The sequence below is a fragment of the Xanthomonas vasicola pv. musacearum NCPPB 4379 genome (assembly GCF_000277895.2).
Classification (GTDB): domain Bacteria; phylum Pseudomonadota; class Gammaproteobacteria; order Xanthomonadales; family Xanthomonadaceae; genus Xanthomonas; species Xanthomonas vasicola.
In genome coordinates this window covers 719152-739775 of the sequence record NZ_CP034655.1, presented here as the reverse complement: position 1 = coordinate 739775, position 20624 = coordinate 719152, and the positions used below count along the sequence as shown (strand labels likewise).

General features: G+C 62.6%; 19 protein-coding genes, 1 other RNA gene and 2 pseudogenes. 13 read left to right on the top strand and 9 right to left on the bottom strand.

What is annotated here, in order from left to right:
- Nucleotides 1-2: 2 nt before the first annotated feature.
- The 9 genes from KWO_RS03450 to KWO_RS03410 all read left to right on the top strand — a co-directional run bounded on the left by KWO_RS03450 (nucleotide 3) and on the right by KWO_RS03410 (nucleotide 8990).
- Nucleotides 3-944 (top strand): diiron oxygenase, encoded by a 942-nt coding sequence (locus KWO_RS03450; protein WP_010375711.1) that lies wholly within the window; start codon nucleotides 3-5, stop codon nucleotides 942-944.
- On the top strand, nucleotides 941-1693 hold the full coding sequence (locus tag KWO_RS03445; protein ID WP_010368267.1) for a phosphocholine cytidylyltransferase family protein: 753 nt from the start codon (nucleotides 941-943) through the stop codon (nucleotides 1691-1693). The genes KWO_RS03450 and KWO_RS03445 overlap by 4 nt, the downstream gene beginning before the upstream one ends.
- Nucleotides 1678-3696, top strand: coding sequence for an asparagine synthase (glutamine-hydrolyzing) (asnB, locus tag KWO_RS03440; RefSeq protein WP_010375713.1), 2019 nt, complete (start codon nucleotides 1678-1680; stop codon nucleotides 3694-3696). Before KWO_RS03445 ends, asnB begins: the two co-directional genes overlap by 16 nt.
- Nucleotides 3680-5170, top strand: coding sequence for a phosphonoacetaldehyde dehydrogenase (gene phnY, locus KWO_RS03435; RefSeq protein ID WP_238692673.1), 1491 nt, complete (start codon nucleotides 3680-3682; stop codon nucleotides 5168-5170). The genes asnB and phnY overlap by 17 nt, the downstream gene beginning before the upstream one ends.
- A gap of 8 nt (nucleotides 5171-5178) precedes the next feature.
- Nucleotides 5179-6009 (top strand): sulfite exporter TauE/SafE family protein, encoded by an 831-nt coding sequence (locus KWO_RS03430; RefSeq protein ID WP_227479827.1) that lies wholly within the window; start codon nucleotides 5179-5181, stop codon nucleotides 6007-6009.
- Between the two features lie 233 nt (nucleotides 6010-6242).
- Nucleotides 6243-6722 carry a hypothetical protein gene (locus tag KWO_RS03425; protein WP_227479828.1) on the top strand — a complete coding sequence of 160 codons (480 nt, stop codon included), beginning with the start codon at nucleotides 6243-6245 and terminating at the stop codon, nucleotides 6720-6722.
- 10 nt (nucleotides 6723-6732) lie between these two features.
- Complete coding sequence (locus KWO_RS03420; protein ID WP_106888038.1) at nucleotides 6733-7494, top strand: IS5 family transposase; 762 nt, start codon at nucleotides 6733-6735, stop codon at nucleotides 7492-7494.
- A 42-nt stretch (nucleotides 7495-7536) separates the two neighbouring features.
- A complete protein-coding gene (locus KWO_RS03415) occupies nucleotides 7537-8244 on the top strand; it encodes a hypothetical protein (RefSeq protein ID WP_010375997.1) in 708 nt (235 codons plus the stop codon).
- 59 nt (nucleotides 8245-8303) lie between these two features.
- The gene (locus KWO_RS03410) at nucleotides 8304-8990 is read left to right on the top strand and encodes a class I SAM-dependent DNA methyltransferase (protein ID WP_010375999.1); all 687 of its coding nucleotides are present in this window, start codon (nucleotides 8304-8306) and stop codon (nucleotides 8988-8990) included.
- Nucleotides 8991-9078: 88 nt separating this feature from the next.
- Here KWO_RS03410 and KWO_RS22420 read toward each other — a convergent pair.
- The 9 genes and pseudogenes from KWO_RS22420 to ubiE all read right to left on the bottom strand — a co-directional run.
- Nucleotides 9079-9347: pseudogene (locus KWO_RS22420) on the bottom strand (TonB-dependent receptor); the annotation flags it as partial.
- On the bottom strand, nucleotides 9305-9787 hold the full coding sequence (locus KWO_RS23635; RefSeq protein ID WP_033006608.1) for a PQQ-binding-like beta-propeller repeat protein: 483 nt from the start codon (nucleotides 9785-9787) through the stop codon (nucleotides 9305-9307). The gene KWO_RS23635 and the pseudogene KWO_RS22420, both read right to left, overlap by 43 nt.
- 103 nt (nucleotides 9788-9890) lie before the next feature.
- Complete coding sequence (locus tag KWO_RS23435; protein WP_017112912.1) at nucleotides 9891-10145, bottom strand: hypothetical protein; 255 nt, start codon at nucleotides 10143-10145, stop codon at nucleotides 9891-9893.
- Nucleotides 10146-10581: 436 nt separating this feature from the next.
- Complete coding sequence (locus KWO_RS03400) at nucleotides 10582-11211, bottom strand: HAD family hydrolase (RefSeq protein WP_017112913.1); 630 nt, start codon at nucleotides 11209-11211, stop codon at nucleotides 10582-10584.
- 442 nt (nucleotides 11212-11653) lie between these two features.
- Nucleotides 11654-12373, bottom strand: a complete 720-nt coding sequence (locus KWO_RS03395; protein ID WP_010368278.1) for a hypothetical protein — start codon at nucleotides 12371-12373, stop codon at nucleotides 11654-11656.
- A 172-nt stretch (nucleotides 12374-12545) separates the two neighbouring features.
- The gene (locus tag KWO_RS03390) at nucleotides 12546-14540 is read right to left on the bottom strand and encodes a M1 family metallopeptidase (RefSeq protein WP_026113137.1); all 1995 of its coding nucleotides are present in this window, start codon (nucleotides 14538-14540) and stop codon (nucleotides 12546-12548) included.
- A 121-nt stretch (nucleotides 14541-14661) separates the two neighbouring features.
- Nucleotides 14662-15552: a GGDEF domain-containing protein gene (locus KWO_RS03385; protein ID WP_010368280.1), complete on the bottom strand. Its 891-nt coding sequence runs from the start codon at nucleotides 15550-15552 to the stop codon at nucleotides 14662-14664.
- A 173-nt stretch (nucleotides 15553-15725) separates the two neighbouring features.
- Nucleotides 15726-15800: non-coding RNA, sX9 sRNA (locus KWO_RS03380), on the bottom strand.
- Between the two features lie 81 nt (nucleotides 15801-15881).
- Entirely contained in the window at nucleotides 15882-16643 is a 762-nt protein-coding gene (gene ubiE / locus KWO_RS03375; RefSeq protein ID WP_010368281.1) for a bifunctional demethylmenaquinone methyltransferase/2-methoxy-6-polyprenyl-1,4-benzoquinol methylase UbiE, read from the bottom strand.
- 87 nt (nucleotides 16644-16730) lie between these two features.
- On the opposite strand from ubiE, the pseudogene KWO_RS03370 reads away from it, so the two are divergent.
- From KWO_RS03370 to KWO_RS03355, 4 genes and pseudogenes are all read left to right on the top strand, one after another.
- A pseudogene (locus KWO_RS03370) lies at nucleotides 16731-18247 on the top strand (MFS transporter).
- On the top strand, nucleotides 18244-19332 hold the full coding sequence (locus tag KWO_RS03365) for an HlyD family secretion protein (RefSeq protein WP_010376008.1): 1089 nt from the start codon (nucleotides 18244-18246) through the stop codon (nucleotides 19330-19332). The pseudogene KWO_RS03370 and the gene KWO_RS03365 overlap by 4 nt, the downstream one beginning before the upstream one ends.
- 165 nt (nucleotides 19333-19497) lie before the next feature.
- Entirely contained in the window at nucleotides 19498-19998 is a 501-nt protein-coding gene (locus KWO_RS03360) for a GNAT family N-acetyltransferase (protein WP_017112914.1), read from the top strand.
- A complete protein-coding gene (locus KWO_RS03355) occupies nucleotides 19995-20450 on the top strand; it encodes a nucleoside deaminase (protein ID WP_010368285.1) in 456 nt (151 codons plus the stop codon). The genes KWO_RS03360 and KWO_RS03355 overlap by 4 nt, the downstream gene beginning before the upstream one ends.
- The last annotated feature ends 174 nt before the right edge of the window (nucleotides 20451-20624 follow it).

Here is a 20624-nt window from a genome sequence, read left to right as displayed (position 1 = left end):
CAATGCCATTCAAGGAATGGGCACGCTACGCGAAGGTACGCGGCCCGCTACCGGTGCACGCCCCAGATGCCAATGACTGGCAAAACGGTTTGCTGTTCACACCCGAACTGCTGGCGTGCCATCGCCACCACCTGGTGCAGGCGCAGGGTCCGGATGCCTTGCACTGGTTGTTGGCGCAGGCGCTGTACAGCAACCTGGAGTTCACGCAGGTGCTGGAGCATCAGGTAGTCAACACGGCGGTCTATCGGATCGCGCGCGACGACAGCGGATTCGAACTTCCGCAGGACATGGTCATCGACGCCTGGAACATTCTGGTGGACGAGTCCTACCACGGCAAACTGACCGCCGATCTTGCGCGCCTAGTGCAGGCGCAGACCGGAATCCAGGCTACATCTGCGAAGCCTCCTGCTTTCTATGAACGCCTGCAACGTGAGTTCGCGCGCGCCGACTCGTCCATAGCCGAGTTGCTACCTCTGTTCTTCTGCTCGATTTCCGAAACACTGATCACTAAGAACCTGGTCGAAATTCCGCGCGACCCACGGGTGATCGACGCCGTACGTCAAGTCATGAAGGACCATGCAGAAGACGAAAGTAGACACCACCGTTTCTTTACGAGCTTCATTGCACTGACCTGGCCGCAGTTGAGCGAGCGACTCAAACAACGAATCGGTCCGCTGTTGCCCTCGTTCATTGCAATCTTCACCGACACCGACCTGGTGGCCGTGCGGGGGCAGTTGCACGATATCGGTTTGGACGAAGCGCAAGCCGATGAGGTGATCAACGACTGCTATTCACCGCAGCAAGTAGCGCAGGTCCGGCGCGAGGCGTCACGGTCATGCATCGGCACGCTACGCAAGGTCGGTGTCCTAGACAGCGCGCATGTTCAGGACGAATGCGAGCGTCTGGGCTTGCTTGACCGCCTCCCTGAGAAGGCCTTGTCATGAGGGCGATCATCCTTGCCGCAGGCACCGGCAGCCGACTCAGAGCGCATACCGAACTGCCAAAGTGTCTGCTGAAACTGGCAGACAGGCATCTGATCCAGCATCAGATCGATGCGCTTTCAATGCTTGGCATCGACGACATCCACGTGATACTTGGCTATCGCAGCGACGACGTGGCCAGGGTGCTGCCGCCGCACGTCCAGCCTCACCTGTATCCCGGCTTTGGGGACACTAACAATCTGTGGACCCTGGCTGCATTCGCACAGCTGCTTTCCGACACCTGCGTAATCCTGTTCGCCGATGTCTGGGTGGACAGCGATGCGCTGCGCGATCTGGTCCGCACCGAGGCGGAGATCGCTGTGCTGGCCGATGGGCGCGCCTGCCTCGAAGGCACAATGCGGGTGCTGGCACAGGGCGAACGACTTGTCGACCTGGGTAGCCACATCTCCGTTGCGCTGGGCGACGGCAATTTCATCGGTATCGCCCGCTTCAGCGAGCGCGCCGCGTCCGCGCTGTGCGAACGCATCGTCGACCGCGTCCGTCATGGCGAGCTCCAGCAGGCGTACTACACCAGCGTCATTCCCGAACTGTCGGGAGAATTTCCTGCACTGGTCGTCTGGATGGGCGGGCGTCCGTGGATAGAGATCGACTGCGAGGAAGACCTGCGCAAGGCCCATCGGCTTCCCATTGCATCCTCCATGTCTGCGCCTGCAGTACTTGCTGAAAGGAACATCCAATGTGCGGATTCGTAGGTATCTTTCATCGTGACGGCGCCCGTTTCGAGCAACGCGACATGCTGCATGCGATGAACCAGACCATCGTGCACCGTGGTCCGGACGACGCGGGCATCCATCTCTCCGGCCCGCTCGGTCTGGGCTTCCGGCGACTCAGTGTGATCGATGTACCCGGCGGCCATCAGCCCATGATCGACGCGCACACCGGTGTTGCGCTGGTGTTCAACGGCGAGATCTACAACTACAAGCAACTGCGCGAACAACTCGAAGCGTTGGGCGCACAGTTCTGTACACGTTCGGACACCGAGGTATTGCTGCGCAGCTTCATACATTGGGGTGCCCAGTGCGTGGAGCGGCTGTCGGGCATGTTCGCATTCGCGGCCTGGGATCCACGCACGGGCACATTGACACTCGCGCGCGACCGCTTGGGTGTCAAGCCGCTGTACTGGACGCAGATAGGCGCGGATTTCGTATTCGCTTCGGAGGTCAAGGCGTTCTTCGCGCATCACGGATTCGAACGGCGGGCCGATCTGGATGGCATCTCCAGCTATCTGAGCTTCCGTCATCCAGTGTGGGACAACACCTATTTCGAAGGCGTGCACAAGCTGCTGCCCGGCGAGATGCTGGTGGTGACGCCGGCCCGGGTACATCGGCAGCGGTATTGGGCGCTGCCCACGCCCATGCCCGAGCAAGGCAGAACGGAATCCGACTGGCTCGAGGCGCTTTCGGAGAAGCTAGATGCGGCGGTGCGGCGATGCCTGGTGTCGGATGTTCCACTCGGCGCCTACCTGAGTGGCGGATTGGATTCCAACATCATGGTGGCGCTGATGGCCCGCCATATGGCATCGCCTCCGCAAACCTTTTCGGTCGGCTATGACACGCACGGCTACGACGAAGGCGCCTATGCGGCCGAAGCCGCCGCCGCAGTCGGCGCCGAACACACCCATCTGGTGATCGACCGCAAGGAATACATCGACGGAATGGCGCCATTGATCGTGCAATGCGATGCCCCGCTGATGATTCCGCAAATGGTGGCAGGGCTAAAGCTCTCGAAGGAGATCCGTCGCCACGTCAAGGTAGCCCTGAGTGGCGATGGCGCGGACGAACTGTTCGGCGGCTACGGGCGAGTCATGCGCTCGCCATTCGACTGGAAGAAGATCGCAGCTGCAAGGCGCTTACTTGGCCCGGCGGCGCAATGGGTGAGCAAGCTGGGCAAAGACCCGTACGGACCGGTCAGCAACCTCGGCTGCGCACGCCAGATCGAGCATTTCTTCAACGTGTATCACTGGATGCCGCTGGACGAGAAGATGGCGCTGTTATCGCCCGATGTGCGCAGCCGTTTGAACGGCGATCAAAAGACGCTAGCCCCGTTCGAGGAAGCCTTTGCGCAGACACGCGATTGCGATCCGCACGACAGGGTGTTGCACGTCTTTCAGAAAATCCATCTGGGGTGCGTATTGGACAAGGTGGACACCATCGGCATGCTCGCCTCATTGGAAGGACGCGTCCCGTTTGTCGACCACGAACTGGTGGAGACGTTTATCCATATGCCGCATCGTCTGAAGATGAAATGGCGTTCCCCGCTCGCGCTGATCCGCGCCCTTGGCACATCGGCCTTCAACGCGTCCGAAGTGCTGGACCAGAGCAAGTATCTGCTGCGCACCGGCGCCCAACGCCTGTTGCCGCCGCATCTTGCGCAGCGCAAGAAGATGGGATTCCCCACACCGCTGGACGACTGGCTCAAGGCCGGCATGCTCGACGATGCGAAAGCGATCCTGCTCGACAAGCGATCGCGCGAACGTGGGCTGTTCGATGCGCGGCGGCTGGAGCATTTCCTCTCGCACCCGCAATCGCTGGACTACGACTTCTATGGCAAGAAGGTGTGGATGCTGATGAACGTGGAGTTGTGGTTCCGGGGCGTGGTCGACGGCGCGCCAGCGGCAAACGCCGCGTCGCCGCCGCATGCCGTGCCGGTCACTGCGGAGATGGGTGCTAGCAGTGCCCATGCGCAGATGCATTGAACGAGACGAAGGAGCCGAGGTGGGCAACATGCAATTGCGACATGAGCAGTGGCGTATCGCCGGTACACGGATGGATGGCGCCGGCGAGCGGCTGGAGGTGCGCTTCCCGTACAACGGAGCACTGGTCGGAACGGTGCCGCTAGCGCAGCCTGAGGAGGTGCACTCGGCACTCGCCCAGGCGTATGCCTACCGCCCGACCCTCACCCGACATCAACGGCATACCATTCTTTCGACCGCGCGCGATCTGTTGATCGCACGCACCGCTGCATTCGTGCATTCCATCGTTTCCGAGAGCGGGCTGTGCGTGCGCGATGCCAGTTACGAAGTCGGCCGAGCCGCAGAGGTGCTGCGCGCAGCCGCGCATCAGGTCTTGATCGACGATGGCGACATCTATGCATGCGACATCACCGAGCGCGGGCAGCAACGACGCGTCTACACACAGCGCGATCCGTTGCTCGGTGTCATCGTGGCGATCACGCCATTCAACCACCCGCTCAACCAGGTGGTACACAAGATCGCCCCGTCCATCGCGACCAACAACCGGATGCTCCTCAAGCCCAGTGAGAAGACGCCGCTGACCGCCCTGCTGTTTGCGGATTTGCTGACCGATGCGGGACTTCCTGGACCGATGCTGACGGTGATAACCGGCAAACCGGAGGTCATCGCAGACGTGCTGCTGACCAGCGCGCAGGTGGATCTGGTGACCTTTACCGGCAGCGTCGCCGCAGGCAAGCAGATCGCTGAGCGTTGCGTTTACAAACGGCAGGTACTGGAACTCGGGGGCAACGACCCGATGATCGTGATGGAAGATGCCGATCTCGACGAAGCGGTTTCGCTGGCGGTTGCCGGTGCCTATCGCAACAGCGGGCAACGTTGTACGGCGATCAAGCGCTTGCTGGTGCATCGGCAGGTCGCCGATGCGTTCGTGGAGCGCCTTGTGCAGGCCACGCAGCGACTGAAGGCAGGTGATCCGTTCGACCCGCAGATGGATCTGGGTACCGTGATCGATGCTGCGGCCGCCGCGCAGATCGAACGCCGCGTCGATGCCGCCGCCGCCGCTGGTGCGCAGGTTCTGTGCGGACATCGGCGTAACGGCGCACAGTATGCCCCTACGGTCGTCGACCACGTCCTGCCGACCATGGAACTGGTGCAGCGGGAGACCTTCGGACCGGTGGCGCCGGTCATTCGCATCGACTCGATCGACGATGCAATCCGGATCGCCAATGACAGCGATTTTGGCCTGTCGTCGGCGCTGTGCAGCAACCGCTGGGACTACATACAGCGATGCGTCGCCGAGTTGCAGGTCGGGTCGGTGAACATCCGCGAGGTGCCTGGCTTTCGACTCGAGTCCACGCCGTTCGGCGGCATCAAGAACTCTGGGCTGGGCTACAAGGAAGGCGTTCTGGAGGCCATGGCAGCCTACACCAACATCAAAACCTACTCGCTTCCCTGGGGCGAAAGGACGGTGGAGTGATGGACGCCATGAACTGGATCTACCCGCTCTTGATTCTGACCGGCATGCTGTCCGGATTTCTTTCCGGCCTGCTCGGCGTGGGAGGCGGCTTTCTGATGGTGCCGGTCTTCATCGTGCTGCTACCGCTGCGTTTCCGGATCGACATCGCCATCCTTCCGCAGGTGGCAGTCGCCACTGCATTGGCTGCCACCATTCCTGCCACGGCCAGCGCCGTGACTGCGCAGTATCGACGCGGCGCGCTCCCGATCGGCTGGGTGCGACGGCTGGCACCGGCGGCCGGCGGCGGTGCTGCCATCGGTGCGATTGTCGCCGGCCGCATCCACGGCGTGTGGGTCGCGGCGATTTTCAGTGCGTATGCCGCGTATTTCGGCCTGCGCATGTTTCGCGGCGCGGGAATACAAGCGCCGCCGCTCGCCGACCCGCCGATACACACACTTGCAACGCGTGTGCCGACGCGCCTGATCGGTGGGTTGATCGGGCTTTTCAGCGCAACGGCCGGTGTCGGCGGCGCCAGCCTCACCGTACCGTACGTGCTCGTGCAGCACGACCGCCTGGAGATGCGTAACGCGGTCGCAGTGGGAAGTGCCGTCGGGCTGGCCATCTCCCTGATCGGCGCTCTCACCTTCGTTCTCGGCCCGGTGCCTGCGTTGGGCGACAGCCGCGGGTTGGTGGGGTTGGTGTGTTGGACCGCCGCCATCGCGGTGGCTGTGCCTGCCACGCTGATGGCCCCTGCAGGTGTCTCCGCTGCCCACCGCTGGCACACACGCAAGCTCAAGCGAGCCTTTGGCCTGATCATGTTGTCTGCCTCACTGGTGACTTTATGGAAGGTGTTCTGGTGATGCCTGCGGTAGGTCCCCGGCGTCTGCAGCTGCCACCATTCCAGACTCCCGACCGCATGATCGAACGACAGCAGACGGTGCTTACTGACTCGGCGGTGGTGCATATCGCCAGCACGCCTGCGGGACAGCGTTGGACCGCATGGATCACTGGAATCGTGGGGCGCGATACTCCATCTGCAGCGCAACTGCTGGCGTTATCGCAATCGCTTGCCGGCGAGCTGTGCTACGACGCGTTGTCCGACGGCATCGTCTATTCTCGCGCGTGGAGCGCAGAACAGCTGCAGCAGCCCGACGACGCGGCGATGCAACAGTTCCTGCAGGCGCACGCGCAGGCCCGCACCGCACTGATGGCCGATGATCCCCACACTGGCGACGCCCTGGCGCGTCTGACAGCGCTGGCAGACACGTTGGGCCGCGTCGCACCCGCTGCGCTCGGTGTGCGCAACGGTGATGCAGATGTAGTGGCGGCCGGGCTTTTGAACGCCGTAAATGCGGCGATTTTCGATGTTCGTCTGGCACGCCCGCCACGCACCACAGACGCCGCCGCGCTCATCGCCCTGCTTGCATGGGTTGAGTCCACGCTTGGCGCTGCACCTTGCACTGCGAGTATCCGTAATGCGGTCCGCATGCAGCTCGCAATCGTGGCATCGCGGGACAGGCTTCCGCAGGCCTGGCAACTAGGGCCTGTTAACACTAATGGCTCGGGCGATTAAACTATTGGACATGGAGATCACGCCAGCACAATTTGCCCTCATCGAACATTGCTTACCTGCGCAGCGCGGCAATGTCAGCATGACCAATCTGCAGGTGGTCAACGCCATCCTTTACGTCGCAGAGCACGGCTGCAAATGGCGCGGTCTGCCCAAGCGCTTTGGCAACTGGCATACGGTGTACACACGCATGAACCGTTGGGCTAAGTCCGGTGTGCTGGATCGGATGTTCGCCCAATTGCAGACCTGCCAGATCGTGCGCATCAAAATCGAAGCGGTCTCGCTGGACTCCACCAGCATCAAGGTGCATCCGGATGGCACTGGCGCATTAAAAAAAGGCCCACAGGCGATTGGCAAATCCCGCGGCGGATGGAACACCAAGATTCATATGGTTGCTGCAGATGCTCGAACAGCCATCACGTTCGGATTGACGCCTGGCAACGCACATGACGCACCAGCAGGCCGGGCATTGCTTGAACATTTGGGGCAAGTGAAGCGGCCGATTCATCTGCTAATGGATCGCGCTTACGAAGGCAATGAAACCCGCCAGTTGGCGCTCGATCTTGGTTTCGTGCCGGTCGTCCCACCCAAGTCCAATCGGGTCCATCCTTGGGAGTACGATCAACACATGTACAAGCGGCGCAACGAAGTGGAGAGGCTGTTCCGTCGCTTGAAGGGCTACCGCCGGATTTTCACGCGCTTTGAGAAGCTGGACGTCATGTTCCTTGGATTCCTCAGCTTTGTGCTCACCGTTGATGGGCTTCGGATGTGTTAACAGGCCCTAGCGCATCACGATGCAGCCGTCCCCTATCTGTTCATGGATGGCGAATGCCATGCATCCTTATGGGGCAGATACCATTTCGAAAACGAGCTGGGTTATCTGGCCGGCTGCCTGCGTGCCATGTATGCGCTGATGGAAACGCCCGATCGGACCATGGATGCCGATCTGCTCTGCCAGCTGCACGACCTTGCGGTGGCCGATGTCTTCAAACGCGGCTCGCCTCCGCTGCATGCGCGTTTTCAGTTGGGCTACCGCACGCAGCCGGTCGAATTCGCGCTGCACCTGGGGCGCAACTGCTCGGCACAGGGGCTGGCCGAGTTTCACAGCTCCATGGCCGCTACCAACGGCTGGATCGAGGTCGAACCGCCAACGTGCGAGCACGCCGGACGGCTGATCGCACATGCTCGCAGCCCCAGGCTGTGCTTTGAAAAAGCACAGGACATTCTGTCGCACTATGCCGCTCAAGTGCCCTTGCCCTCGAATCGCCGCATGGGTGCCGAACCGGACGATGCAACGCTGCACGCCATCGCGCAGTGTTGTCAGCAGCTCAACCAGCATCACCTGTTCGCCGAGGCCAACATCCGGACGATCGGCTTTCTGTGCTTGAACAAATTGCTGCTCGATCAGGGCGCGCCAGCCACGATCCTGGAGTATCCCAAGGTGCTGGATATGTACGCGACCGCCGACATCATCGCCGCGATCCGCCTGGGCCAGCATCGCTTCCAGGCCTTGCAAGCGGCCTGACGATCTCGGCTCACGCATTGCTAGGCTGTCATCGCACACCTCACGACCCGGAGCACATCATGACGCAATGGCAATCGGTACTGCTCGAACAACAACGCTACTACAACGATCGCGCAGCAGAATACGACGACTGGTGGTTCCGTCGCGGGTCCTTCGACGAGGGCGATGCGGCCAATAACAGGTGGTGCGAGGAAGCGGCACATGTGCAGGAAGCACTGGATGCCGCAGCGCTGCAGGGCGATATCCTGGAACTGGCGGCCGGTACCGGCATCTGGAGCATCCGATTGCTCCCGACCGCACAGACACTCACCCTGGTCGATGGATCGGCACAGATGCTGAAGATCAATCCGGCAACCCGTGACCAGCGGGTGCGTACCGTGCAGGCAGATCTGTTTCAATGGCAAGCCACGCGGACCTACGACGCAGTGGTATTCGCGTTCTGGATCTCGCATGTCCCTCGCCAGTTGTTACCGCAGTTCCTGCGCCAGGTGGCGGACGCGCTGGATGCGGGCGGGAAGTTCTTCTTCGTCGACAATCTTCCAAAGCCAGAAGCGCTTTCGCCGCATGTCGTGGGCCTGGAAGGCCAGTTGATGCAGCGACGCCTGCGTAATGGCAACGTCAGCACCATCGTCAAAAACTACTACACAACCAGCGAACTGCAAGCCGCATGCAGCGCTGCAGGACTGGAGGTGACGGTAGGCCAGACCCCCACGTTCTTTCAGTACGGTGTCGGCGCTCGCCGCTGAGGTCCTAGACGATCAGCCTGCTGGGTGGGCGTACCGCGTGCCTCTCTGCGGCTGGCGGCCCATGTCGGGCGCATGCACTGCCAATGCGCTACAGATTCCAGCGCAACCCAACCAGTAACTGCCGAGGGACACCGGGCGCGAGAAACCGCGAGGGGCCAGTTCCCAGCGGCACGTCCTGCGGGCGCGCGAGTTCGCCATCGGGAAACACGTCTTCGGCCACCGCTGCGTAAGTTGCATAGCGGCGGTTGAATACGTTGTCGACGCGTGCGAACAACGACACCTTTCGCTGATTGTCCAGCGTGCATGCAAATCGACTAACGCATAACCCGCAGTGCCGATATCGATCCGCTCAGGCGCGCGCAGCAGCATGCAGTCGCGACGATCGAGCACGTAGGAAAAGCCGTTCCGATCTTGCGGGCGAACAAGGTCATTGACCACTTGTTGTCATGCTCGCCGTTGTTGCAGTCCTCCTGCGAGGTCTTGCCGCAACGATACGACGGGCTCCACAGGCCGGGATTGCCGGTGCCGTAATACACCAGCTTCAACGTCGGGTCGTAGCCATACCAGCCCCAGGCAGAGCCACCACCGCGCTTCCATTCTTCGTTGGGAAAGGTCTTGACGCCCAGATCGCCGAGCTGACCATGTTGCGGATTGGCCTTGTTGAAATCAGGGCCCAGGCAGATCGCCTTGTCGGTGCCGGCCGCCTCGCAGGACCATGCCTGTTTGCCATCGGACAGGTTGTAGGCCGCCACGAGACCAAGCACACCGAACTCGTTACCGCTGATGCCGGCAACCACTTGCCATCGGCGATGATCGGCGCCATGGTAATGGTTTCACCCTTATCCGGGTGGGCGAGTTTTTGCTTCCACACTTCCTTGCCGGTCTTGGCATCGAGTGCAATCACATCGCCATTGAGGCGACCGAACACCAGTTGCCGTCGGCATACGAGGCGCCGCGGTTGACCGTATCGCAGCACGCCACCGCCACCGCGCGCTCATCCTGTTGCGGGGTGTATTTCCACAGCACCTTGCCACCGTCATCCTGCGCCGCCAGGTCGATGGCGAACACGTTGTTCGGATACGCACTGACCATGTACATGATGCTGCCGATCACCAGCGGCTGGCCTTCGTGGCCGCGCGTGGCGTCGGTTTTCATCTCCACCCGCCAGTGGCGACACGGACGTAGGAAACGTCGAGAGAAGCTGAGCAAACTGCATGCCAGCGAACTGGTGCGTTGCACCACGTCGAGTTAACAAGGGTTGGTGGTGATGACGGCGGGCGGATCACTTGGCACTGTCACGCTTTTGGCACAGTTTGCGCCGTGCGTGCTGTGACACAGGCGGTGCAGCCCATTACCTGTCAGTCCGTTGGACAGGATTGGCTAAGGTGTTTTCTTGCTGCTCTCATACCGCGCAAATGCAGCGCGCTATGGCAAGTGGACGCGGCTCGACGTACCAAGCACGGAGCCTGCCTTTGCCGGAGAGATGCTCGAATGGCCAGTGAGACTGCAGTGGCTGGCGACGGTGAGAATTTCTGATCGCTGGCGCTTTGCGAACAGTAAACAGCCTGGCGAAGAGCAGAAGCACGTGCGCCTAGCGTTCGCTCCGCCACTGCGCAAGTAACTGCGTGCAATCGTGTAGGCGCCAGTCGGCAAAGCCAGGCCAGGGGTCGCCAGGCGTGTTGACCAAGACAGTGCAGGCGCCGACGGCACGGCCGCAGGCGAGGTCATTGTGGTGGTCGCCGACCATCACCAGCGCGCTGCCCTGCACCGACCAGCGCTGTTGGAAATAGTGCAGCCCATCGGGCGCTGGTTTGGGTGCGGCTTCATCGCGGCCGACGATGTCTTCCCAGCCGAACGCATCGTCCAGGCCGATCGCCTGCAAGGTGATGGCTGCCAGTTCGCGCGCATTGCGGGTGAGCATGCCAAGCCGGCACCCGGCGGCATGCAATGCACGCACCAGTGCCACTGCGCCCGGTGCCGCGCGTGCGGCCTGCGCAAGCGCGCGCTCGTGTTCGAGCAACCACGCGTGCTTGGCTGCTGCATCATCGGCCGGCAGCGCTGCCAGGTGATGCAGGATGTCGGCCTCTGGCGGAATCTCCAGCACGCGACGGATCAAGGCGAAGTCGTGCGCAGCCTCGGTCAGCGTGCCGTCCATGTCGAAGACCCAATGGCGGTAGTCAGACAATCTGGGAGAGAGCGCGGTGAGCGTCATGCTGTCCATCCGTAAGAAGACATGAAAGTGAGTGATTCAATGCTGCAGGCGGCGGTCATGGCATGCACGGTGCGCAAGCAGCAGCGTCGCTAAGAGCGAATCACAGAAAGACTGCACAGCCATTCCTACGCGCAGTTCGTGCCCACAGGACGACGGCTTGCTACGTGTGTTAGACATTCCAAGCGCTCTATGCCGATAAAGGCGGCGACACCGACAGATGGACCGCGTGGCCGATCAAACTTGCTTGCGCGGCACCCGCTTGCGAGCACGTTGTATAAGCAAATCTTGTGTCAACGTTGCGCTTAGAGTCCCTAAACGTTGCGAGCAGTCGTCGGGCGAATGCGGACGGATGTGGACGGCGCGCCGGGACCGCAATATCCGCGTGGTACATAACGATTCCAAGCAACGGTCTCGCCCACCCAGCGGCTGCGCAGCAGTTTTGTATCCGCTCTTACTTCCAGCCCGGCATCTGTGTGGTATCCAAGCCACCAACCTCGAACTCGGCCGTGCGCGTTCCACCGGCCTTGACCGGGAAGGTAATGCTGATGCGCTTTGCATTACGCACCAGCTTCCACAACGCTTTGTCGTCATCGATGAACATGGCGATGGCTTCGTCGGTGTCCGGACGGTGCGCTGCCATCGCGCGCGGTGCGCCGCCATCGGCAGCAACTTGCACCTTGCACCCGCCGTAGCAATTGAAATCGCCGGCATTGAGTACGAGGTAGCTGTGGCGCTTCCATTGCGGGTGATCGCGGAACACCAGGCTGACCGGCTTGGGCCCGCTGCCATCCACGTCCACACGTTGTTTGGCATCGATCATCGCCGAGCGCTGCGTGCCCCCCTTGGCCGGCACTTGAGAGTATTGCCACAACGCCTGCATGCGGCGCAGCTCGCGCTCCTGCTCGCCCTTGGCTTTGATATCGGCATAGCCCGGTTCGATCCGCTTGGCAGCCGCAGTGCCAGCATAACCTTCGATCAAGGCTGCACCGTGCGCACGTGCCATGTCCCAGTTCTGCGCCTTCACCGCTTCGTCGTATTGCTTGGCGAGCGCATCGGCCTGGGTTTCCTTGGCCTGCGCCTGCGCGGTTGCCTGCGCCTGACGTTGCGCCTCGCGGTCGGTGCAGGCACTCAGGGCGGCGACGCACAAGGCCGCACTCAGCAGATACTTCATCGTCGACTCCGAAAGGCGTGAGAAACGACAGCAACCATAGCAGCCTGGCGTTGCAGGCTGCATGCACGACGGCCAGAATTCGCGCCGGCTACGCAGACAACACACGGGGAGCACAAGGCTCCCCGTGTGTTGCACTTGCCGCCGGACTGACGGCTCTGCGTTGCGCTGCGATTTACTGCTGCGTCGGAGCCGGCTTCTCTGCAGGTGCTGGTGCAGCTGCAGGAGCTGCAGCAGGCGTTGCCGCCTTGGCCTTGGCGATCATCTCGGCCACCGAGGCAGTGGTGATCGGGTGATAGCTGGGCTTGGCTTTTTCGAAGGCCTGTTCGGCAAACGCGATGCCGTCCGGCGTCTTCAACAGCTCGGCGTAGATCGGCAGCACCAGCTTGCGACGGCCGACGCGTTCGATGAACTCGCCCGCAGCAGCACGCGCGTCGGTATAGCCGCTGCGGATCGCCAGCGGATACCAGCGCATCGCGATCTCGCCATTCGGGGTGCCGGTGAAGTGGTACGCATCGTCCAGCTGCTTGAGCTGTTCGGGCTTGAGCGTGGCGCCCATGCTGCTGAGGAAGTGCACCCATTCCTGCGTGCCCCACTCGCTGGTGACCTGCTTGTTCGGCAAGGTGCCGCTGCCGCTCCAGGCGATGCGTGCGGTGTCCACGATCGAGAAACTGCGCGAGCGCGCTTTGGCCGCAAACGCCGGAATACCCGGCTGCTTCAGCCACGCATCCACTTCGGCTGCGCTCACGGTGTTGGGATGCTTGTCCAGCAGATTCTTCTTGAGGTAATCGACGAACTGGTCGGTGGTGGCGCTCTGGAACGCGTGATCGTCGAACCAGCCACGCAGGAACGGGTCGAACACCTCGCGACCGAAACGCTGCTCCAGGAAATGCAGGAACCACGCACCCTTGACATAGGCGACCTGGCTCAAGGCTTCGTCGGGGTCGCGCTGCGCCAGCGGCGGCAGCTCCAGCACCTGGTCGGCCGGCGGCATGTCCTTCACTTCGGCCAGCAGATCGCCCTGGTCGATCTCGCGCTCCATCTCGGCCATCTCGGTGCCGTACAACACCTCGGTGATGCGGCCCTGCACGTAGGTCGTAAAGCCTTCGTTGAGCCAGATGTCCTTCCATCTCGCATTGGTCACCAGGTTACCGGACCAGCTATGCGCCAGCTCGTGCGCGACCAACGACACCAGCGATTTGTCGCCGACAATCACGGTGGGCGTGGCGAAGGTCAGGCGCGGGTTTTCCATGCCACCGAACGGGAACGACGGCGGCAGCACCAGCATGTCGTAACGGCCCCAGCGATACGGGCCGTAGAGTTTTTCGGCGGCACCGATCATTTTTTCGGTGTCTTCGAATTCCTTGGCGGCCTTGTCGGCCATCGCCGGCTCGGCCCACACGCCCGAGCGCGCGGAAATCGGCTTGAACACCACATCACCGGCGGCAATCGCCAGCAGATACGAGGGAATCGGCTCAGGCATCTTGAAGCTGTAATCGCCATCACGCACGGCCTTGGGGTCGTTATCGGCGCTCATCAGCACCATCACGTCCGGGCGCGAGGTGACATGCGCGCTATAGGTGAAGCGCACGCTCGGGGTGTCCTGCAACGGCACCCAGCTGCGCGCGTGGATCGCCTGCGACTGGCTGAACATGAAAGGCAGTTGCTTGCCTTCGGTCATCGACGGCTCCAACCACTGCAGGCCCGAGGCAGTCGGCGCGGTGTGATAGGTGATCACCACCTTGCGCGGCTGATTCGGCGCTTCGATGGTGAGCTTGCTGCCGAAGGTCTTGTCGACCGGTGCCAAGGCGAACTGCAGCGGCGTCAGGCCGCCCTTGCCATCGTCGGCCTGTACCTGCGCAATGCTGAGCTCGCGCGTGTCCAGCACCAATTGCTTGGCGGCCTTGTCCTTCCACTCCAGCGTATAGGTGGCGGTGCCACCGATCTGCTTGGTATCGAAATCCAGCTTCAGGTCCAGCGCCAAGTCCTTGATGACCACCAGCTGCGGCTGGGCGTAGGAACTTTCGTCGTGGTTGCGGGCTTCTGCTTTCACGGGGGCCTTGGCAGTGGCGGCCGGCGCGGTGGTGGATGCCGACGGCGCGGAGTCATTGGAACAGCCGGCCAGCGCGATGGACACGGCCAGGGACAGCGACAGAAACGGGAAGCGCATCGACGGCACCGCAGCAAGGGAATTGGGCATTTTAGCGCTCTGCGCCGCAGCCTGCCCGTGTCATCGGCGGCCAGTGCGCGGGATTGCCTGCCGCTTGCTGCCGCAACCTGGCGGCTAGTGGTCAGGTCACCGGATGTCCGCGCGGGGTGTCGTGCCCGTCGCGCACCAGACGTCGGCCACCAGAGAACTTGGCCCGGTACATCGCCGCATCGGCGCGGCGATACAGTTCGGTGGCATCCAGCCCTTGTTCGCACACCGCACTGCCGGCGCTCACATGCAGCGGCGCGTCGTGGTCATCTTCGCGCTCGAGCATCGACAGCCATTGATTGAGCTTGAGCGTGGCGTCGTCTTCACTGGCATGGATGCCGAGGAGGAATTCGTCGCCGCCCCAGCGCCCGACCCAATCCTGCGCGCCCAGCCAGCCGTAGGCCGAGTCCACCAGGCGCACCAGCACGCGGTCGCCGGCCAGATGGCCGAAGCGGTCGTTGACCTGCTTGAGGTTGTCCATGTCCAGCACGAACAGCACAAACGGCCAGCCTTCGCGCTGCGAGGCGGTTACCGAATCGCGCATCGCCTGTTCGCAGCCGCGCCGGTTCAGCGCTTCGGTCAACGGATCGAACAAGGCATGTTTTTTGAGGTCGCGCATGCCGGCATCGATGCCGCGCAGGCTGCGGTTGATGCCGCGCAACAGCCGACCCAATTCGTCGTCACCCGTTTCCGGAAGCGTGGGCAGGCGCTGATCGGCATAATACGCATCCAGTGCATCGGCGGCGATACGCAGCGGCGCCAGCAGGCGATACAACGCCACCAAGGTCAGCGCGGTGCCGGCCAGCGTGGCCAGCAATGCCACGAGTACCACCGACCACAACGGGCGCCCGCCCAGCTCGCTTTGCGATGCCAGCCATGCGATCAACAGCAGCAACGGCAGATGGATGCCAACGAACGTCACCGCCAGCAGCTTGGCGCTGAAGGAGCGGGGAAACACGCGCGAGAGTCCGGCGTATAAGCGCATCCAACACTCCGGCAAAAGAGCGCTTAGTGTCGCCGAGAGTGTGAGGAGCCAACGCGACGGAGGTCTCAGAAATCCTTGGTGCGCGCATGCCAGACTGTCGCTTCGCTGCGAGAGGCGACCCCATGCAAGACCTTGGCGACGCCACTGCACAGCGCGCACGCGACTCTAGGAGCGGCCAACAAGACGTAGCGAGCAGTCGTCAGCTAGATGTGGCCGGCGCGGGGAACCGCAGTGGACGCGTAGTCCCTGCCGCACCGAGCACCGGCCGCGCCCGCCGCGCGCTTGGCGGTCGTTTTTGTTAGCTGTTCTAAAGCGCTGAAACGACTTGCCTAGATCTTGTAGCCGGAGTGGATCGCCACGATGCCGCCGGTGAGATTCTTGAAGTGGCAGCGCGCAAACCCGGCCTCGCCCATCATGCCCTTCAGCGATTCCTGCGGCGGATGCTTGCGAATGCTTTCGGCCAGGTACTGGTAGCTGTCGGCATCGCGGGCGAACAACTGGCCCAGCTTGGGCAGGATCTTGAACGAGTGGAAGTCGTAGATCGGCTTGAACCAATCGGCGGTAACTTCGGAAAATTCCAGCACACGCGCCTGGCCGCCCACCTTCAACACGCGATACATCTCGCGCAATGCGGCGTCTTTGTCGGTGACGTTGCGCAGGCCGAAGGAAATGGTCACCAGATCGAAACTCTGGTCCGGAAACGGCAGCGCTTCGGCGTTGCATTGCACGTAATCGAAGCCGGACACCAGCCCGCGGTTGGTCAGCCGGTCGCGGCCCACCGAGAGCATGCCGGCGTTGATATCGCCCAGCACTACGGCGCCCTCATTACCTACGCGCTCCTTGAGCAGCACGGCAATGTCGCCGGTGCCGCCGGCCAGGTCCAGCACGCGGTCGCCCGGCTTCACCTGCGCGGTCGCTACGAAGTAGCGTTTCCATGCGCGGTGCACGCCCAGACTCATCAGATCGTTCATCAGGTCGTAGTTGCGCGCGACCGAGGTGAACACTTCACCGACCAGCTTCTGCTTGTCCTTGGCAGCGACATCGCGAAAGCCGAAATGGGTAGTACCGGAGGTATAAGGGGATTCGCTCATGGGCGGATTATCGCACTGCTGACGCCACCATGACCGCAACCGGACCACAATCGCATGTCATCTGCGACCGGCCCTGCGAGCATTTCAGTGCGCGACAAGTACGTCCAGCGCGACTGGCAGCCCCACGAGAAGCCCACCCTGCCGGGGTCGGCCTCCACGCCGCTACACACCACCCGGCGGCGTATTCAGTACGGGCTGGTGGGCGTAGTGGTGGCGCTCACCGGCGGGCTCAGCAACGCGCTGGTCACCGCCAACCTGACCTATCTGCAAGGCACCCTGGGCGCCTACGCCACCGAAATGGCCTGGCTGCCGGCCGCCTATGTGATGACCAACATGTCGGCCAACCTGTTGCTGGTGAAGTTCCGCCAGCAATTCGGGCTGCGTCGCTTCACCGAGATCTTCCTGGCGCTGTATGCGCTCATCGCCCTTGCGCACCTGTTCGTGCACAGCCTGAGCTCGGCGATCACCGTGCGTGCCGCGCATGGGCTGGTGGGCGCGGCGCTCAGCTCGCTGGGCCTGTACTACGTGATGCAGGCATTTCCCACCAAATACCGGCTCAAGGCGGTGGTGCTGGGTCTGGGCATAACCCAGCTGGCCTTGCCGTTGGCACGGGTGTTTTCTACCGACCTGTTGGAATTTGGCGAATGGCGAGGCCTGTACCTGTTTGAATGCGGGCTGGCGGTGTTCGCGCTAGCCTGCGTGCTGGCGCTCAAATTGCCGCCGAGCGACCGTTATCGCGTGTTCGAGCCGCTGGATTTCCTCACCTTCAGCCTGTTCACCGCCGCAACCCGATGATCAACACGCGCTGGCTGGCCAGTGCAGACATGCTGCGGCTGGGCCTGGCGATTTTGCTGATCCGGCTGGTGCTGTCCGAACAAAGCACCGGGGCGATCGGCTTCTTCCAGACCCTGGGCCTGGCCAACACCCAGTTGCAGACCTTATTTGCGCTGATGCTGCTGGGCGCGGTGGCGGGCGTGGCGGCCAGTGCCTGGCTGATCAACCCGGCGCGGGTGACCGAGCATCTGATCATCGCGGTCGCAGCCATCTGCGTCGGCAGCTTCATGGATGCCGATGCCACCAGCCTCACCCGCCCCGAGCAGATGTATGTGAGCCAGTTCCTGCTCGCGTTCGGCAGTACGTTCTTCATCGGCCCGGCGATGGTGGCCGGGATTGGCCGGGTGATCGCGCAGCCGGGCAATCTGATCAGTTTCATCGTGCTGTTCGGCATGGCGCAGAACATGGGCGGCCTGCTCGGCAGTGCGCTGCTCGGCACCGTGCAGGTGGTGCGCGAGAAATATCACTCCAGCCAGTTGGTGGAACATCTGGTGCTCACCGACCCGCAGGTAGCCGCGCGCGTGCAGGCCTATGCAAGCCTGTATGGCCGCAGCATCGGTGATCCGGCACTGCGGCAGGCCCAGGGCGTACGCACGCTGGGCACGGTGGCCACGCGCGAAGCCAATGTGCTGGCTTACAACGATGTGTTTCTGCTGATCGGCTGCATCGCCATTGCCACCGGCGTGTGGATCCTGTCCGTGCTGGTGTGGCGCCGCTATCTACGCCCACCCGTCTCGCCCTCTCCTCCTGTTCCCACTGTGCGCCCATGAATACACCAGCGGATTCTTCACCACCTGCAAGCCAGCAACGTCGCCGGCGTCGCCGCATCGCCGGCGTCATTGGCTTCGGCGGGCTTGCGCTGATCGGCGTGGCGCTGGTGCTGTATGCATGGCGACTGCCACCGTTCGTGAGTGCGATCGAACGTACCGAAAATGCGCTGGTGCATGGGCAGATCACGGTGATTGCGCCGCAGGTCAGCGGCTATGTCACCGAAGTGCCCGTGCAGGATTTTGCGCACGTGAAACGCGGCCAGTTGCTGGCCAAAATCGACGGCCGCATCTACGCCCAGCAACTCGAACAGGCCAAGGCGCAGGTGCAGACCGCGCAGGCCAATCTCGCCAACTGGGAGCAACAACGGCATAGTGCCGAGGCGACCATTGCCGAGCAGCGCGCGGCGCTGAGCAGCAACCAGGCACAACGCGACCGCACCCGTTCGGCCTATGCACGCACGCAGCAGCTGGCCAGCCAGCAACTGGTGTCCGAGCAGGACCGCGACACCGCATTCGCCGCACGCGCGCAGGCTGATGCCGGCGTGGCCCAGGCACGCGCCGCGGTACAGGCCGCCGAAGAAAACGCACGCAGCGTCACCGTCAACCGCGCCGCATTGGAGGCCGCTGTTGCCAACGCGCAAGCCGCCGTGCAGCTGGCGCAGATCAACCTGGACAACACGCGCATCCTGGCCCCGCGCGATGGGCAGCTCGGCCAGCTTGGCGTGCGCCAGGGCGCCTACGTCACCAACGGCACGCAGCTGATGTCGCTGGTACCGGGAACGCTGTGGATCGTGGCCAATTTCAAGGAAACCCAGATGGCGAAGATACGCACCGGTCAGCGCGCCAGCTTCACGGTGGACGCGCTGGACAACGCACGCCTGCATGGCCGCGTGCAGGAGATCTCGCCGGCTGCCGGCTCGGAATTCAGCGTGCTGCCGGCCGATAACGCCACCGGCAACTTCGTCAAGATTGCCCAGCGCATTCCGCTGCGTATCAGCGTCGACCCCAACCAGCCGCTGGCACCGCGGTTGCGGCCGGGCATGTCGGTGGTGGTGGCCGTGGATACCGACAGCGCAGTCGACTGAGCACAAGCGACACGCAAGCGTGGGCGATCAGTGCCGGCGCGAACGCTGCAGCTGGCGTTGCCTCGCCCGCACTTGGCTTGCGGCGCAGACACAGGCCAATGCGGCGACACTGAAAACAGGCGCGGCCTCGCAGCTCAACCGCGGCGCAGCCGCTATTATGTGTTGATGCTCAACACAGCCATCCCTTCCCTGCACTGGCAGCACCTTCGGTTTGCGCAGCTGAGCACCACGCAGTTGTATGCGCTGCTGCGCCTGCGCACGGATGTGTTCGTGGTGGAGCAGCAATGCGCCTACCCGGAACTGGACGGCAAAGACACCGATCCTGCTGTGCTGCATGTGCTTGGCAACGCCGATAACGGCGAGCTGGCGGCTTACCTGCGCGTGCTACCGCCAGGCTTGAGTTATTCCGAGCCGAGCATCGGCCGTGTGGTCATCGCCGCTGCACATCGCGGCACCGGACTGGCGCACGCACTGTTGCGCGAAGGCATCCGGTTGGTACAGACGCAGTGGCCGGGTAGCGCAATCCAGCTTGGTGCGCAGGCGCATTTGCAAGCGTTCTACGCGGCGCATGGGTTTGCGCCGGCGTCTGAGCAGTATCTGGAAGATGACATTCCACATCTTGACATGCTGCGCCCTGCCGGCGCGGCCCTTTTGGAGTTCGCATGATCACCACCCCCGACTACCGCGCACTGCTCGACACCGCCATTACCGAAGCCCGCCAGGGCCTGGCCGAAGGCGGCATCCCGATTGGCGCGGCGCTGTATCACAACGACGGGCGCTTGCTTGGCTGCGGCCATAACCGCCGTGTGCAAGAAAACGACCCGTCGGTGCATGGCGAGACCGACGCGTTCCGCAAGGCGGGCCGCCAGCGTCGCTACAAAGACACCATCATGGTCACCACGCTGGCGCCGTGCTGGTACTGCAGCGGGCTTGTGCGCCAGTTCAACATCGGCACGGTGGTGGTGGGCGAATCGGTCACCTTCCAGGGCGGCATTGCCTGGCTGCGCGAGCATGGCGTCAACGTGATCGATCTGCAAAGCCAGGAATGTATCGATCTACTCGGTGGCTATATTTCCGCAAACTCGGATGTGTGGAACGAGGATATTGGCGAGGATTGAGAGCAGCGCTAGTGCATTTGCGTTGCTGTAAGCGGTGACAGATAACGGGCAGTACCGCTGCGCGGTGTGCACTGCTTTTTAGCACGCGTCGCAGTGCCGATCCGCACAAAGGTTTGCCTTGTCAGCGTGGCCTGTTGCAAACAAAAGACCCGCCAATGGCGGGTCTTTTTTATC